The organism is Chitinophaga sp., assembly GCF_017745275.1.
Lineage (GTDB): Bacteria > Bacteroidota > Bacteroidia > Chitinophagales > Chitinophagaceae > Chitinophaga.
The window spans coordinates 168744-186620 of the sequence record NZ_JAGHZS010000002.1; the positions used below are offsets into that span (position 1 = coordinate 168744).

6 protein-coding genes are annotated in these 17877 nt (G+C 47.5%); all 6 read left to right on the forward strand.

What is annotated here, in order from left to right:
* Positions 1-30 precede the first annotated feature (30 nt).
* Genes J7623_RS06485 through J7623_RS06510 form a run of 6 tightly spaced genes read left to right on the forward strand, consistent with a single transcriptional unit; the run spans position 31 to position 17853 of the window.
* Positions 31-1332, forward strand: coding sequence for a DUF4302 domain-containing protein (locus J7623_RS06485; RefSeq protein ID WP_291918751.1), 1302 nt, complete (start codon positions 31-33; stop codon positions 1330-1332).
* Positions 1333-1362: 30 nt separating this feature from the next.
* Positions 1363-10290: a gliding motility-associated C-terminal domain-containing protein gene (locus J7623_RS06490; protein WP_291918754.1), complete on the forward strand. Its 8928-nt coding sequence runs from the start codon at positions 1363-1365 to the stop codon at positions 10288-10290.
* A gap of 10 nt (positions 10291-10300) precedes the next feature.
* The gene (locus tag J7623_RS06495; RefSeq protein WP_291918756.1) at positions 10301-10657 is read left to right on the forward strand and encodes a T9SS type A sorting domain-containing protein; all 357 of its coding nucleotides are present in this window, start codon (positions 10301-10303) and stop codon (positions 10655-10657) included.
* A 27-nt stretch (positions 10658-10684) separates the two neighbouring features.
* On the forward strand, positions 10685-14794 hold the full coding sequence (locus J7623_RS06500; protein ID WP_291918758.1) for a PKD domain-containing protein: 4110 nt from the start codon (positions 10685-10687) through the stop codon (positions 14792-14794).
* Between the two features lie 31 nt (positions 14795-14825).
* Positions 14826-15830, forward strand: a complete 1005-nt coding sequence (locus J7623_RS06505) for a PorP/SprF family type IX secretion system membrane protein (RefSeq protein WP_291918760.1) — start codon at positions 14826-14828, stop codon at positions 15828-15830.
* A 25-nt stretch (positions 15831-15855) separates the two neighbouring features.
* Positions 15856-17853 (forward strand): OmpA family protein, encoded by a 1998-nt coding sequence (locus J7623_RS06510; protein WP_291918762.1) that lies wholly within the window; start codon positions 15856-15858, stop codon positions 17851-17853.
* The last annotated feature ends 24 nt before the right edge of the window (positions 17854-17877 follow it).

Below are 17877 nucleotides of genomic sequence, written 5' to 3' on the forward strand. Positions count from 1 at the left end.
CAACGCTCCGCAGAGCGTAAAAATAACAGTATGAGAAACAACCTGATCTTTTTATTATTCCTCATAGCCGGTATCTACTCCTGTAAAAAGGAAACAGATCCCGTTTTTGATAAATCACCGGATGAGCGTATTAATGATACGTTGTCACATTACCAGCAGGTACTCACCGGCGCTCCTCATGGCTGGCGGGCGCTGGTATACCCGGCAGGCGTTCCCGGAAGTGTATACAGTTTTTATTTTAGTTTTTCCGATGCCAACCGGGTACAAATGTTTTCCGATTTCGATGCTGCCAGTACCAACAACGCCCGTGAAAGCAGCTGGCGATTGAAAGCATTACAACAGCCGTCACTGCTATTTGATACCTACTCTTATCTGCACGTACTGTGTGACCCTGACGCCAGCCACAACGGCGGCGTATATGGAAACGGTCTGGGCTCCGATTTTGAATTTGCTATCAACGGCGCACAAGGCGATTCTGTTTGGCTCACCGGCCGCTTCCATGGCAGTAAGGCATTGCTGATAAAGGCCACGCAACAGGACCAGGAAAACTACCTGCAGCATAAGATCAACCGGTCGATCGATAGCATTGGCGTATTGCTCACCTACTTTCACCGGCTGTCTGCCAGCTTCGGCGACTATGATGTAAGCATTAACCAATACCTGCATCAGATCACCTTTACCTGGATAGCAGATGGGAAACCACAACAGGTAACTACCGGTTACGTATATACGCCAACTGGTATTACCCTCATCCCTGCATTTAAAGCCAACAACATCACCATCAGCAGCCTTGACCAGGTAAAATGGGAAAACGGCGCTATCGCCTTTACTATCAACGGTAAACCGGCTGCCATCACCAACTCAGCTAGTCCATTGGTCATTGATCCCTCAGCAGCTCAACGCTGGTACCGGTATGCCTTGCAAAATGAAAAGTATTGGGTAACGGTCAACGGGTTTCATGTCAATGGTACTGATGATGCCTATCATATCACTGACTTACCCAACTACTCCTTTCTCACCTATTACCCGCAGATCGATGGTCCCGGTACCTCACTGGATCTTCTCGGGTTTGTGATAAAGCAGGACGATGGTAAGAATAGCATCGAGTATGGCCCCGGTTACAGCGCGCCCACTTTTACCACAGATGGACGGATCATTTTTAATGACGATGGTTTTTATGGAGATCCCGCTAACTATGTTCCTGCCGTGCAAAAGACAAGAACGTTGATGGCTGATCCACAGGGCTTCTACCTGGTACAAACCGGCCCATCCTCCTTTGACATGGTCAATGCAAGGGATGGCAAATCGTGGATCAACTGGCAGACATTTTAATGGCAACAACCAAATTCAAAATAGCCTCATATGAGAAATTGTACGGTTCGTTATTTTTATAAAACAACATTACTTATAGGAGTACTACTGATGCTGGTAGCCCGACTATCTGCACAAACAGATATCAGCATTGGTAACAATACTTCCGGTAATACAGAAACAGGATATCCCTGTCCCTTGCAGGATTACTACGAAGGCAGCCGCGCACAGTTCCTGTACCGCGCTGGTGAACTGCATAAAGCAGGCATGGCCGCAGGCGTGATCAGTGGCCTTAAATTTAATGTGCTTAATCTCAATGCTACAGATACCATTGAGCAATACACCATCAAAATTGGTGTCACCAGCGACACCACGTTGAGCAGTACCTCCTGGATCACGGTTAGCAACCAGGTATACGGCCCGGTGGATTACCTGCCCAAAACAGGCATCAACATCCTGACTTTCTCTTCCGGCTTTTTCTGGAATGGAACTGATAATATTGTAATAGAAATATGTAATGGCGCTCCCGATTCAGATTCGCGCCTTACCTATACCTATAACCCGGAAGTACCTTTTACAACAGGACTCCCTTTTAACGGCTCGCATACCTACAGGAACGACAATCTCAACTACGCATGCGGTAACGTCAATACCAGCAACTCGGGTGCTATGACAACCCGTCCGGATATCAAATTTTCCTGGACACCTGCTGTTGCGTGTACTGGTACACCTACCGCCGGTACTGCCATTGCCAGTCCCTCTACCGTTTGTATAAACGGACAGGTAGTGGTTACCTTATCCGGTACCACGATCGCATCAGGGATGCATTATCAATGGCAGTCATCTCCCAATAACAGTACCTGGACAGATATTCCCAACGATACCACCAACAGGCTGGAAACCACACAAACAGTTACCACCTGGTACCGTTGTAAGGTGACCTGTACAGCCACCAATGCAACTGCTATTTCCAGCAGTGCAACAGTAACATCACCATTGGCAGTATCCGGTACCTTTACCATTAATAAGGCATTGCCTACCGGTGGTACCAACTTTGCTTCCTTTAATGACGCCTACAACTCGATTAAATGCGGGATCAACGGCCCCGTAATATTCAACGTAGCCGCCGGCGGCAGCGCCTATAACGAACAACTGCTGATCAGCCCTGTTCCCGGCGCCTCCGCTACCAATACCATTACTTTTAACGGTAACGGGGATACGCTGACCTACAGTGGTACTTCTTCTTCGCCGGCGGTCATTAAACTCTCCAACGCAGATTATTTCACATTCAATAATCTCGTGATCAAACCCATCGGCACCAACAACGGATGGGGGGTACACCTGACCAATGATGCAGATTACAACAGCATCCGCAATTGTACTTTTCTACTGGACACTACCTCCAGCTCTACCAGCAACGCAGGCATTGTGATCAGCAATTCTACTTCTGCCACCTCTACCGGCGAAGCAAAATGTGATTTCAACACCTTTGCCGATAACAATATCAATGGCGGCTACTACGGCATCGTCCTAACCGGCAGCAATACATTTGCCAACGGTAACAATAAGCTTATCAATAATAAAATCAGTAACTTCTACAGCTATGGTATTTATGTAACCGGCTCGTTTAATACACTGATTGAAAACAATATCATCAGCAGGCCTACCCGCAGTAATATTACTTCTTTCTATGGTATCTATTTTACAGACCTGAACACCAGGGCAAACATTACCCGTAATATTATCCGCAATCCTTTTGGTGGAGCACCCAACAATACCAACACTGCTTATGGCATCTATTTCTCCGGAACCGATGCACTTGCTCAATTGGAAAATGTGGTAAGCAATAACCTGCTGCATAATTTTACAGGCAGGGGAGATGTGTATGGGATCTATAACTATAGTTCAGACAACGTTTGGTATTATCACAATACGATTGCGTTGGATGGCGCCTCTACGGCCTCCGCGACTTACACTACCCGCGGATTTTACCAGACATCCAAAGCAGATGGTGTTGAATTTGTAAACAACATCATTTCGCTGACACGTACCGGTGGCGGCAATAAATACTGTATTTATTTCACTGCTACCAATGGTACCATCCACGCCAACAGGAATGACTATCACCTGGCAGTGGCAGGCGGTACCAATAACGTTGGCTATTATGGCGCCAACAACGCCAGCCTGCTTGATTGGCAAACTGCGTCCAAACAGGATAGTAATTCTGTAAGTTCCAATCCATTGTTCGTATCTGTTAGCAGCGGTAACTATCAACCTGCCAACGCCTCTATTGATAATAAAGGTACACCGGTAAATATCACGGTGGATATTAACAATGCTACCAGGAGCACCACTACACCGGATATTGGTGCATATGAATTTACTCCAGGTCCATGCGTAACACCACCTTTGGGAGGTAATGCACAGGTGAGTCCATCTGTGATTTGTGTGAATAGAAAAGTAGCCTTAACGCTGACAGACAATACCATCGGTTTGGGACAAACCTACCAATGGCAAAAATCTGCCACCGCTAACGGTACCTATACACCGGTAGGTGGTTTGTTGAGCAACCCGGATACTGTAATTACGGCTGTCACTACCTCGTGGTATCGTGTAGCCGTTACCTGCAGTGGTAATACGGCTTACTCACAGCCCATCCTGCTCACCGTAAACCAGGCTTTCCCGGCAGGATCATACACCATTAATAAAAATCTCCCTGCCAGCGCCACCAACTTTATCAGCTTCAACGCAGCTAAAGCGGCTATGGAATGTGGTATTCAGGGGCCTATCGTGATGAATGTAGCGCCGGCCTCCGGTCCTTACCTCGAACAACTGGTGCTGGATTCTATCGCAGGTACTTCTGCGATCAATACCATTACCTTTAACGGTAACGGCAATACGATAAAATTTGCGCCTTCCGAGAGCAACGAAAGAGCGGTCATCAAATTGCGTGGCGCCGATCACATCACGTTCGATAGTCTTGTTATTGACGCTACCAACGGCGATTATGGATATGGCGTACAATTGCTGAACAATGCTGACAGCAACAAAATCACCCGTTGTACCATCCTGACAGATACTGAAGGTACTTACTATGAATATGCAGGTATCGTGGTAAATGGCAGCGAATCCAGTCCTGTCAGCGGTACCAATAATGGTTGTGATGGTAATATCTTCTCAAAAAATACCATCACCGGTGGCTATTATGGTATCGCGATCTATGCGGAAACAAGCTCACCTGCTACCCGCAACAACATCAGCTATAATACCATCAAAGAGTTTTATGAAACGGGTATCTCGGTCGGCTATACAACCGGCACCCTGGTAGATCACAACGATATTTCCAGGCCGGGACGTACCAGTAGCAGCTATTCTGTATATGGTATCAGCGTGGATAATAAATCGGCAGATGTAGTGGTAAGTAATAACCGCATCCACAACATGCTTGGAGGTTCGCCTAATTCCACCTCATCTGTATACGGGCTTGAGTTTTCGTATGCTGATGCCACCGCTACCAATCCTGCCAAAGTTTTCAACAACGTGGTGTATGATATCCGCGGACAAGGTACACAGTACGGTTTCTCCAACTACAGTACCGATTACGTCTACTATTATCATAACACTATTGTGCTGAATGATAGTAAAAACACTTCTTCCAATACCACCACCGGTTTGTACCAGTCAGGTACTGCTACAGGTATACAGTTTTTCGACAATATACTTGACATCAGCAGGGCTGGCAGAGGCTCCAGAACGGGTGTGAGTATTGGCACCGGCACCGTGCTGACTTCCAACTACAATGACATCTTTGTAAAAAGTGATTTCAATACCGCTTATACCGGTGTAGCAGGTGCCAACTATGCTACCCTCGCGGCATGGACAGCCGGCACCAAACTGGATAGCAACTCACTGGCTGTTCCGCCTGTATTTGCAGATCCTGTTGCCGGCAACTTTGCCCCGGTAATATCTCCTCTTGACAACACCGGTAAATCAGTAGGCATCACCACAGATATTCTGGGTACAAGCAGAAGTACTACCAAACCTGATATGGGCGCCTATGAAGTAAGTGTGCCTAATTGCAGCAAACCGGTAGTACCAGGTACTGCTACGGTGTTCCCGCTTACTCCTGTATGTACAGGTACCGACATTAAACTGGACCTGACAGGCAATAGTACCGGTGGTACCCAAACCTACCAGTGGCAACGTGCTGCATCTGCTTCCGGTCCATGGGTAAATGCCAGCGATACCCAGTACGTAAGCGTATTTAATACTACCATCAGTATCGAAAATTACTACCGCTGCCGGGTTATATGCGGAGGCACCGATAGTGCTTATTCTACTGTTGTAAAGGCCAATCTGAATCCGCCATTACTGGCGGGGGTGTATACCATTAACCCGGCATTGCCTACCAGTACTACTAACTTCCAGTCGTTCAGCAGCGCTGTTTCCAAACTGGAATGCGGTATAGCCGGTCCTGTTACCTTCCTTGCAAAAGCAGGTACTTACACCGAGCAGATTACCATGCATCATATCCCGGGCGCGTCTGCGGTGAACAGGGTTACCTTTAGCAGCGAAACCGGCAACACTACCGCCGTAACGCTTACCTATACCGGTACCAGCGGACTGAATTATGTGCTGAAGCTGGATAGTGTGGACTATGTTACCTGGAAGGCGATCACGGTTAAACCTGCAGGTACTGCTAATGCAAGAGGCGTGGTGTATACTAACACCTCCTCCTACGACAGTATCAGTGGCTGTATCATTCCTTTACCGGCTACTACCAGCACAGGAACAGCAGTGAGTGGTATATACGGGGACGAATGTACCGGCACCGGCAACGTGATCAGTGGTAATATCATCAGCAACGGATCTAATGGTATCTACTGGTCAGGCTCTTACAGCTCTATTACGCCTGGCCTGGTACTGGACAGCAACCAACTGAATCAATCCTATGTAAACGGTATCTATGCAGAATATACCGACAGCCTGGTGATTCAGCGTAACCAGGTGAGTATGAGCGGCAACCTCGCTTTCGATGCTTATGGCATCCATGCAGATAACGCCAACGGGTATATTATTTCTGGGAACAAAGTTACCATCAACAATACGACAGACGATATCCACGGCATCTACCTGGAGAACGCAGAGGCTAATGCAGGTATAAAAGGACTGGTGTCCGGTAACCGGATCATTACAAGAGGAAATATTACGGGGGACGTACGCGGACTGGAGGTTTACCAGGTTAACGCTGCCACTATTTCCAACAACGTGATCAGCATGAAAGCTAGTGGTACCAATGCCTATGGCATTTACAGCGAAACCAGTTCCAATCTCAACTACTATAACAACTCCGTGCTGAACAGCAGTGTTACCACAGACGACAACTACGCTGCTTATTTCAGCCACACCTCCAGCTACTATGGTAATGTGAGGATTAAAAACAACATTTTTGCATCAGATACCAGTGGTGTGGCAATGTACGTAGCCGACCCGCTTTACCTGAAAAGCGATTACAATACGTTGTATACAAAAGGTACTGTACTCGTAAAACAGGCAACGCCTGCCGGCAGCTATGCTACGTTGCATGACTATATCAGCGCAGATACCCTTGATATCAATTCCATTGTTTATAAACCGGCGTTTGTAAGCGATACCACGTTGCAGCCTGCTATTGCCAACCCTGAAGTATGGGCTATCCATGGCCGTGGTGTGCAGATAGAAGGTAACGACAAAGATATCAACGGCGCAACCAGACCGGTTAAACTGACCGATGGTGTACCTGATATGGGGGCTTATGAGTTCCTGCCAACAGCTGTACCACCAGTGTTGACCGCCTTCCCCGCCGCACCGGCGCCAGGCGTAACACAAACATTTATGTTTGGTACAGACACGGTTACAAAAATCACCTGGAACCCGGGTACGGCTATCCCTGCCAACATAGCAGTAAGGCGTTACTCTGGTATTAAGCCACCTAACCTGGCTAACGGTACCGCACATATGTATTTCTATACAGATGTGGATGTAACACCTGCTAATGGTCAATACAACTTTAACATTGATCAGTTCTATCTCGATCCATGGCAAGGTTTTATCAGGCGTCAGAAAGACATCCGGATGGGACGTACTGACAGCGCCAATACCTGGGTAGTTGACTCGCTGAGTCATGTATATGATATCCCGAACATAATCAGGGATAGCTCGCTGCACTTCCTGGATAAGTTTACCGGTTTGAATGGTGGTATCAACAATACGCAGTTATTACAACCGGCCGACAGTTCAAACAGGGGCACCCGGTTCTGGGTAGGCTATGGCCATCACCAGTTCTTTGCAGGCGACAATACACAGAACATGGTATTGTATCTCAATGCACAGGATTCTGCCAATGTTACCGTTCATATCAATGGTACCAGCTGGGAACGTGTGTATCATATTCCGTCTAATAAAACCATCACTACGGAGATTATACCTAAGACCGGGCTGAATGATGCGCGTCTGATAGAAGAAGGGTTGTCTGATAGAGGCATTAGTATAGAAAGTGATGTGCCCATTGTTGCTTATGCACATATCTATGGCAGCGCCTCTTCCGGTGCCACCATGCTGCTGCCGGTAGGTACTTATGGATATGAATATGCGACTATGTCATCCAGGCAGAATTATAGTACCGATACCTATTCCTGGTTCTATGTGATTGCCGACTATGACAATACCAAAGTAGAAATTACCCCTTCTGTACCAACATTGGCCGGCAAGCCAGCCAATACAACGTTCACGGTTACACTGAATAAAGGAGAAGTGTACCAGGTGTTGGGTGCTATGATGCCAGGCGGTGGCAGCGAAGGATATGACCTCACCGGTAGCCATGTAAGATCGGTGATCAACGAAGAAGGCAAATGTTATCCGATGGCCGTATTCTCCGGCAGCAGCCGTACCGGTATTGGTTGTGGCGGATCGTCAGGCGGTTCCGGTGATAACCTGATCCAGCAGAACTTCCCATCGCAGGCATGGGGTAAGAAATACTTCACCGCACCAACTTCCAACAGCAGCGGCGCCAGCTCCTTTATGACCAACATATACCGCGTGCTGGTGAAAGATCCCGCTACCCAGGTAAAAGTAAATGGTATTGTGTTAACAGGTTTGATCAATAACCGGTTTTACCAGTTTGAAAGCAATACCGCTGACAATATTGAAGCTAATCAGCCTATCATGGTGGCCCAGTATATGTCGTCCAGCGGAAGCTGTTCCAATACCAATGGAGATGGTGATCCGGAAATGATCTACCTGAGCCCGGTAGAACAAGGTATCAGGAAAGTAGGGCTATACCGCAATACACGGGAAGCCATCAATGTCAATTATCTGACCCTTATTATACCAACAGCGGGTGTGTCCTCCCTGTTGATCGATGGCAGCGCGACTTTCGATCATACCTATCCGCATCCTAACGCCACAGGCTATACGGTAGTGGTGAAACGCTGGCCTGCTGCACCAGCACAGTGTACTGTTAGCAGCGACTCTGCGTTTACCGCCATTACCTATGGCCTTGGAAGTGTGGAAAGCTACGGTTACAACGCCGGTACTTTGGTGAAAAATCTGAACATCCTGCCTTCATTCAACAACGTAATGAATAACAGTGGTCAGAATAACACCTATACCTGTGCTAAAACACCGTTCCGCTTCTCTATGCTGATACCGGTGAAACCAACCAGTATTACCTGGAAATTCAGCCAGGTAGCTAATCTGGCGCCTAAAACAGATATAGTACAGAACAACCCTGTACCGGTAGATTCGATGATCAGCAATGAGCGTAAATACTATCGCTTCACTATACCAGCGGATTACATTTTCAGTAAACCAGGTTTGTACGATGTACCGATCCTCATTTCACATCCTGATATTGAAAGCTGCAGCAATAGCTTTGAAAGCATCCTGCAGATTAAGGTGATCCCTGCGCCTGTGGTGAATTTCAGTGTTGATTACACCGGCTGCTTAAATGACGGCGCCCTCTTTAAAGGAACCGCTGCTACCAGCAACGGTGTGGCTATCAGCAGCTGGAAATGGAACTTTGGCGATTCAACCCTGGGTACCGCAAAAGACACCCTGAAATACTACAGGTATCCAGGCGTGAAACAGGTGAAACTGAGCATTGTAGCGGCTGAAGGCTGCGTAGGCGATACCACCAAAGAAGTGGAAGTTTATGCGCCTGCTGTTGCCCGGATTGTAAAAGACTCCATGACGGTTTGTAGTGGCACCAATGTGACCCTGTCTGCCAAAGATCCGGAACCGGGTGTATTGTATAACTGGTACGACGCACCGGTAGCAGGTAACCTGTTGTTTACCGGAAACGACTATACGATTAATAATATCGCAGCTGATGGCACCTACTATCTCGAAACACTCACCCATGGATGTCCGGGTGCTTCCCGTGCCAAAGCCATCGTGCATGTGTTGCCGGTTCTTGCTACACCGGTAGTGACGGTAGACAGTATTGGCGTGAATTTGATCCGGTTTAAATGGAAGGCGATCGCCAATGCTACCGGTTACGAGGTATCTGTTGATGGCGGCAATACCTGGACCCTGCCTTCATCCGGAAGGGAAGGACTGGTACACCTTATCAGCGGCTTACAACCAGTGCAGACCGTGAAACTGATTGTACGTGCAAAAGGTTGTGAAGACAAGGAATCACTGCCAGCAGAAGGTAAGACGTTGCCTGACGGTGTATATATTCCAAATACGTTTACGCCAAACAACGATGGTAAAAATGATGTGCTGCTGGTCTATGGCTATATCATCAAACAAATGCACATGACCATTTTTGACCAGTGGGGCGAAAAAGTATTCGAATCCAACAACCAGACAACCGGCTGGGATGGCCAATACAAAGGAAAAGCATTGCCTTCCGGCGTGTATATCTATGTATGTCATCTTACCCTTACTGACGGCAGTAAAACAGAAAAGAAGGGAGTTATTAACCTGATCCGTTAAAACCAGTTGTATGAAGAAAATGAGCATAGCAAAACTGTTACTGCTTGCCACCGGATATATGATGTTGCATTGGCCTTGTGCCAATGCAACTATCCCGGTCTTCCGGCAGGGAATGGACTCTATAGCGATGAACAACCGGTCGGTACTGGTATATCCCAACCCGGTGATGGCGGCGCTGAATATACAGTCGCGCAAACCCGTTCAGCAACTGATACTCTACGCCATGGATGGCAGAACCATTAAAAAAGTTGCCACCAGCGGTAAACGCAACCAGCTGTATGTGCAGGATATAAAGAGCGGAGCATATATGCTGAACACCATCTTTGAAGATGGTACCAGGACGTCGAAGATGATCATCAAACAGTAATCATTTCAATATGAAAAATTGAAGCAGATGTCAACCAAGCTAATATATTACAAAGCACTTTTGATTGCCATATCTCAGATACTGTTTCAGTTCGTAGCCAATGTTGCATATGCCCAGAACCTTTCCAACAAAGGGAAAGATTTCTGGGTAGGCTACGGACACCATCAGTTCATGGAAATGGGACAAAGCAACAGCCAGGAAATGATCCTGTACCTCAGTGCTGAACAGCCGGCTACAGTCACTGTTAGCATCACCGGTACCAGCTGGACGCGTACGTATAATATCCCGGCCAATACCGTGATTGCATCGGACCTGATTCCAAAATCAGGCGCCATTGATGCCAGGCTTTATTCCCTACCTCCATCTTTTGGCGGCACCGGTGGGGAAGGTATTTTTACAGGTAAGTCTATTCACATACAAAGTAATGTACCTATTGTAGCCTATGCGCATATTTATGGCAGCGCCTCTTCCGGCGCTACCATGCTTATGCCGGAAGAAACCTGGGGCTACTCCTATATTTCTGTCAACAGTATGCAGAACTATGCTGATGACTGTTTTTCCTGGATGTTTGTGATCGCCAACCAAAATAATACCGTAGTAGAAATTACTCCTTCGGTACTTACCCGTAATGGCCGCCCTGCAGGGGTACCTTTTACAGTTACACTGAATCGCGGTGATATTTACCAGCTGGTAGGGGCCTCGCTGGGTGGTGGCGCCGGGCGTCAGTTGACAGGTACCACTATCAAGTCTATCGGCAACTCCGTGGGGCAATGTTACCCCGTAGCCGTATTCTCCGGCAGCAGTCGTACTGCTATCACCTGCAACAACACCAGCAGTAGTGGCGATAATAATATTCAGCAAATCTTTCCTTTCCAGGCATGGGGTAAACGTTACCTGACGGCGCCCACTTCAGAAGACGATGTACCATCCACGCTGCAGTATAATATCTATAAAGTAGCGGTAAAAGATCCTACTACTATCGTGAAACGAAATGGCGTCACCCTCACCGGCCTGATTGCCAATTCATACTACGAGTTTGTTAGTAATACCGCCGATTATATTGAATCCAATAAACCTGTACTGGTAGCACAGTTCATGTCATCATCAGGTGCCTGCGGCAACAACAACTTACTTGGTGATCCGGAGATGGTATACTTAAGCCCGGTGGAACAGGCCATTAAAAAGGTAGGTTTTTACCGGAACGACCGGGAATTTATAGAAACCAACTATCTCACCATGATTATACCCACGGCAGGTCTTACCTCCCTGAGTATAGATGGCAGCCCCTTATATGACTTCGCTTATCCCCATCCTAACCTCAACGGGTATACGGTAGTGATAAAGCGATGGCCTGCTGCTCCCGCGCAATGTATTGTAAGCAGCGACTCTGCATTTACCGCCGTTACTTATGGCATAGGCAGCGTAGAAAGCTATGGCTACAATGCCGGTACGATGATCAATAACCTCAACGCGGTAGGATCTATCCACAACAGTTATGATACCTCTAAAACATCTAATGACTTCACTTGTACTAATACACCGGTAGAGCTGTCTATTTTAATGGCTTATAAACCCACCAAAATGGTGTGGAAGCTCAGCTCCCTCGGCACAGTTATTACACCGAATACAGATGTAACGGTGAATACACCGGTAAGTACCGGTACGGTCCTGATCAATGGCATTACCTATTATAAATACTCCTTGCCAGGCACGTACCAGTTCAGCACTATCGGAGAATATGATATCCCGGTAATGTCCACACATCCCAGCATCGAAAACTGTAACAACACAGAAAAAGTAGGTTTTACGATATCGGTGAGAGGTAAGCCCCGTGCAGTAATGACTTATGCGCATACCGGTTGTACGCTTGATACGGTATATTTTAAGGGAGATACCAGCCTGAAAACTCCATTGATCGACCGCTGGAACTGGGAATTTCCGGGAGCAGTAAAAGACAGTGGTATACGGGTTGGCAAGGTATTCCCTGTAGGTACTGCCGCCATAAAGCTGACTGTTATATCAAAAGATGGTTGTGTGGGAGATACCGCCTTCCAGTTGACTACCGTAGCTAAGCCCGTAGCAACATTCACTACAGATGCCACTGCACTCTGCGAAGCTGGCGTGTTGAAAATTACAGATAACGCTACCTATGGCGGCACGGCCCCGCTGAAATCGTGGTACTGGGATTTTGGTAATGACTCTGTACTAACTGCCACTACCAACGCGGCACAAACGATTACCTACAAAGATCATAATACCTACACCATAAAGCATGTAGTAAAAGTAAGTGACCTGTGTATAAGCGACACCGTGTCTAAAACGGTAACGGTATATGCCAAACCCACACCACTGTTCAGTTATCCGGGAGATTGCCTGCCTGTTGGAGGCCTGGTGCAGTTTACCAGCGGTGCCACGGTGCCGGATGCGCAAACACTGACTACACATGCCTGGAATTTCGGAGATGCCAATGCAACGGGAACAAATCCGAATACGTCTGCACTGAAAGATCCTACACATTCCTATACGAAGTTTGGCACTTATTCCATTAAATATAGTGTTACTACCGATAAAGGCTGTACGAAAGATACTACGGTAACGGCTATCTTTAAATTAAAACCGCAGCTGGTGTATGCAGCCTTGACGGGTGTTTGCGTAAATACCCCGGGTACGGTAGCTATCGGTAAGGCAACTATTCAGAACGGCGTAACCGGAAAGGGTTACTACCGTGGACCAGCCACCGATTCGAGCGGTAACTTTACACCTGCTACAGCAGGTGCGGGCACACATACTATCTGGTATATATTTAACACCGATAGTGGTTGCGCCGATTCCATCTCCACCACCATGGTAGTGTATCCCAAACCTGCAGCCGCCTTTACGGCCGCCGCGGATCTGTGCCTGGGCCAAAGCACCACCTTTACCGACCAGTCTACTATTTCCAGCGGCAGCATTGCCAACTGGAAATGGGACCTGGCAGACGGTACTCAGAAAAACAACACCAATAACAATCCGTTTACCATCACTTATCAGAAAGACAGCAATTACCTCGTAAAGCTGGTAACGGTGAGTGATCATAATTGTATCAGTGATACTGCCAGTTTTGCTGTGCTGGTACATCCTTTGCCTGTGGCAGATTTTAGCTTACCGGCCAAAGTATGTATGCCGGATGGTAACGCTGCCTTTGTCAATCTCACAACAATAAAAGATAAAACAAGCCTGGCTTATCAATGGAATTTTGGTGACGGCGGCGCCGGTGCTGTAACCAAAGATCCTACCTGGCAGTACAAAGCTTTCGGACCGTTTGATGTGAAACTGATAGCCACCAGCGCTTACGGCTGTAAAGATTCGGCTACCAAAACGCTGAGCGCTTTCTTTGGACAACCAACAGCTTCCTTTAAGGTAACGCCAGACACTCTTTGCCAGGGTACTGATAACGTATTCACAGATCAAAGCACAGACGCCACCGGCACTATCAACAAGTGGGAGTGGAGCTTTGGTGATGGCACTGTTTCTACCGATCAAAACCCGGTGAAAAAGTATACAGCGCCTGGTGAATATAATGTGCAGTTACAGGTATCCAACCAGTCGGGCTGTGGTTCCGCTGCTTACAGCAGTTCAGTGATCGTTTACCTGCAACCGGTGATTGATGCGGGGCCTTCCTTTGTAGTACCGCAAGGCACTATCATCAGTTTCAAACCGGTGGCGAACGATTCGGTAAACCTGCAATTCGCCTGGGAGCCCGCAGCCGATTTTCCCAACCCAACATTGTTCTCGCCCGTAATACCTGCTATGCACGATGCCGCCTATACGCTGACCGCTATCGGCAAACACGGTTGCATAGCACGTGACGGCATGACAGTGAAAGTACTGAAACCCGTTGCACCTCCAAATGCTTTCTCGCCCAATGGAGATAACATCAACGATACCTGGATGATCACCAACCTGGCTGATTATGCAGAAAGTACTGTGGAAGTATTCAACCGGTATGGAGAAAGAGTATACCGTTCTACCGGCTATAACGTGCCGTGGGACGGCCGCTTCAAGGGTAACGTACTTCCGGTGGCCACTTACTATTATGTAATCAGGCTCCGTGCAGGCATTGCCCCTATAACAGGTTACGTAACAATTATTAGGTAAAGTAAATCATTCACATAAAATCATATTGTAAATGAGAACGATCATTGCAACCCTAGTCCTTCTTGTTGTGGCCACGTGCAGCGGTACCCGGCTGATGGCACAAACAGACCCTCACTTTTCGCAGTACTACGTGTACCCCTCGTGGTTAAATCCTGCATTAACCGGTGTATTTGATGGTGATTACCGTGTAGCAGCCATTTACCGTACCCAGTGGGGCAACATCAGTCCGTTTAAGACCTATGGGGTGAGCGGAGAAATACCTACCAACCGTAATATCAACATCGGGGCCAGCGTATTAAATCAAACTGCCGGCGACGGAGGATATAATTATACCACCGCTTATGTGAGCGCAGCATATACCGGCGTAAAGCTGGATGCATCACATTATCACCAGTTGAACTTTGGATTGCAGCTGGGTTTTATACAGCGCAGGTTTGATCCCTCAAAGCTTACCTATGGAGAGCAGTGGAACCCGGTAACCGGCTACAACCCCGGCAACCCGGTTTCAGATGCGCTGACCCGTACTTCGGCGGCTTCCTTTGATGCGGGCGCGGGTGCATTATATTATGATGCTACACCCGGAAAGAAATTCAATATCTATGGTGGCTTTTCTGTCATGCATCTTACAAAACCACAGGATCAATTCAGTGCAAAAGGTGATGCACGTTTCCCGATGCGATTTAATGTGCACGGCGGTGTAAAGCTAACGTTATCGGATATACTGAGTATTACACCCAACTTCCTCTTTATGCAACAGGGCCCCGCCCAGGAAAAAATGATTGGTGCTTATGGGCAGCTGAATGCAGCTCCCGGAACCGATTTCCTGCTGGGTCTGAATTACAGGTATAAAGATGCCATCACCACGCATGCAGGATTTATTTATAAGAACATGATGCTGGGTGCCAGCTATGATATCAACACTTCTGATCTCAGCAAAATGGCGCATGGCTCCAACAGTTTTGAAATATCGCTGACGTTCATTGGCCGCAGATCGGTAAGAACACCTGATGTGGAATTCATTTGTCCAAGATTGTAATCAACTTTTAAAGCAACAGTATCTCATGAAAAAAATATTTTTCACATCTGCCGTGTTGTTATCAACAATGGTATCGTACGGACAGTTTACGTATAACTACCTCAAGGCGGCGGATCAATACTATAGCAAAGCCGATTATAATTCAGCGGCTACTTACTATGAAAAGTATCTCGGCTCCCGTAATAAAGCCGTGAAGCCAGATACATATAAGCCTTATGCAGCGGTATCTGTTACCAAAAATAAAACGGTAAAAGTAAGCAGCGAACAACAGGCCGTTTATAAGCTGGCAGAGAGTTACCGCAACCTGCATAATTATGGTAAGGCGGCACCGTATTATGAATCGGCGATGGAGTTGGATAAAACCAGTTTCCCACTGGCCGCTTATTACTATGCTGTATCCCTGCGGGCGCTGGCTAAATACGAAGAGGCAGCCCAGGCATTCCGCAACTTCCTGAACGGTTACGGCGGTAATGATAAATTCACGGAAGCGGCGAAAAGGGAATTGCAAAACCTCGAATTTATCACCGCCCAGTTAAATAAAAAGGATTTGTCGGAGTACAAGGTAACAAAAGCGCCGGCGGCTTTAAATGCCACCGGTGCCAGTTACGCGCCTGTGTGGAGCAACAGCAGCAGCCTGATCTTTACTTCTACCAGGCCCGATAGTTCTTTCCAGAAAAATCACACTTATATCAACCGCCTGTATACAGCCGAGTATGACGCCGGGCAGGTGTCTAATATCCGATTGTTGCAGCTGGATCAGCCGGAAGGACTGCACCAGGGAGCAGCCTGCTTATCGCCCGACGGACAAATGCTGTTCCTCACCCGCTGGCATATAGATCACGGAAAAAAAATATCGTCCATCTATCTCTCCCGCAAAAATGGAGATCACTGGAATGAGCCGGTCCTCATGGATGCCATGATAAATACCACCGGTAATAATACCCAGCAACCATATCTTTTGGGAGATGGTAAAACATTGTTGTATGCCAGCGACAGGGCCGATGGATACGGTGGTTTTGACCTGTGGTATGCCAGCCTCGACGAAAACGGTAAGCCACTGCAAACCGCTAACCTGGGTGAAGTGATCAACAGCGCCGGTAATGAACAGGCACCCTTCTATCATGCAGCCACCGGCACCCTGATCTTTTCGGCGGATAACCGGGTAGGCATGGGAGGCTACGATTTTTTTTCTTCCAAAGGAAATATCGGTAACTGGAAAACGCCGGTGAATATGGGCTACCCGGTGAATTCTGTAAAAGATGATATCTATTTCACCAGCAGGAGCAATAATAAAAATCTGCTGGATGAAGTATTGCTGGGCACCGACCGGGCCGCCGAATGCTGCCTGGAATTATTCTTTGTACATAAAAACCGGCCGGTAAAACAACTCAGTGGCATGGTCGTATCCTGCGACAATCAAACGCCGCTGCCTGGCGTTGCCGTTAATATTATAGATACCATCAGCAATAAAGTGCTGTTTACCCAATCAACCGGCACAGACGGTAGCTATGCTTTCACGCTCCCGGAATTTCTGCCGTTAAAAGCGGTTGCTAACGCTGACGGATATACGACAAACTCACAACAGATCACCCTGCCGGTTAATGAAGACACCACCGCTATGACAGTGCCGGTATTATGTCTCGTGAAACTTACGACGCCGGAAGCGCCTGTGGTGCTGGAAAATGTGTACTATGATTTCAACAAAGCCACCTTACAGGAAGCCTCCTATGCTTCGCTGGATAAACTTGTAGACCTTCTCAACGCCAATCCGGGCATGTACATAGAACTCAGTGCACATACCGATAGCAAAGGCTCTGCTGCATTGAATCAGCGTCTCTCGGAAGCCCGTGCAAAGAGTTGTGTGGATTACCTGGTCAGCAAAGGCATCAACAGAAGCAGGCTCACCTACATAGGATATGGTGCTACACAACCGGTAGCTCCTAACACATTGGAAGATGGCAGCGACAACCCGGAAGGAAGACAAAAGAACAGGAGAACTGCTTTTACGATCATTAAAAAATAACAGCCCTGCTGTTTCACCCAAAAT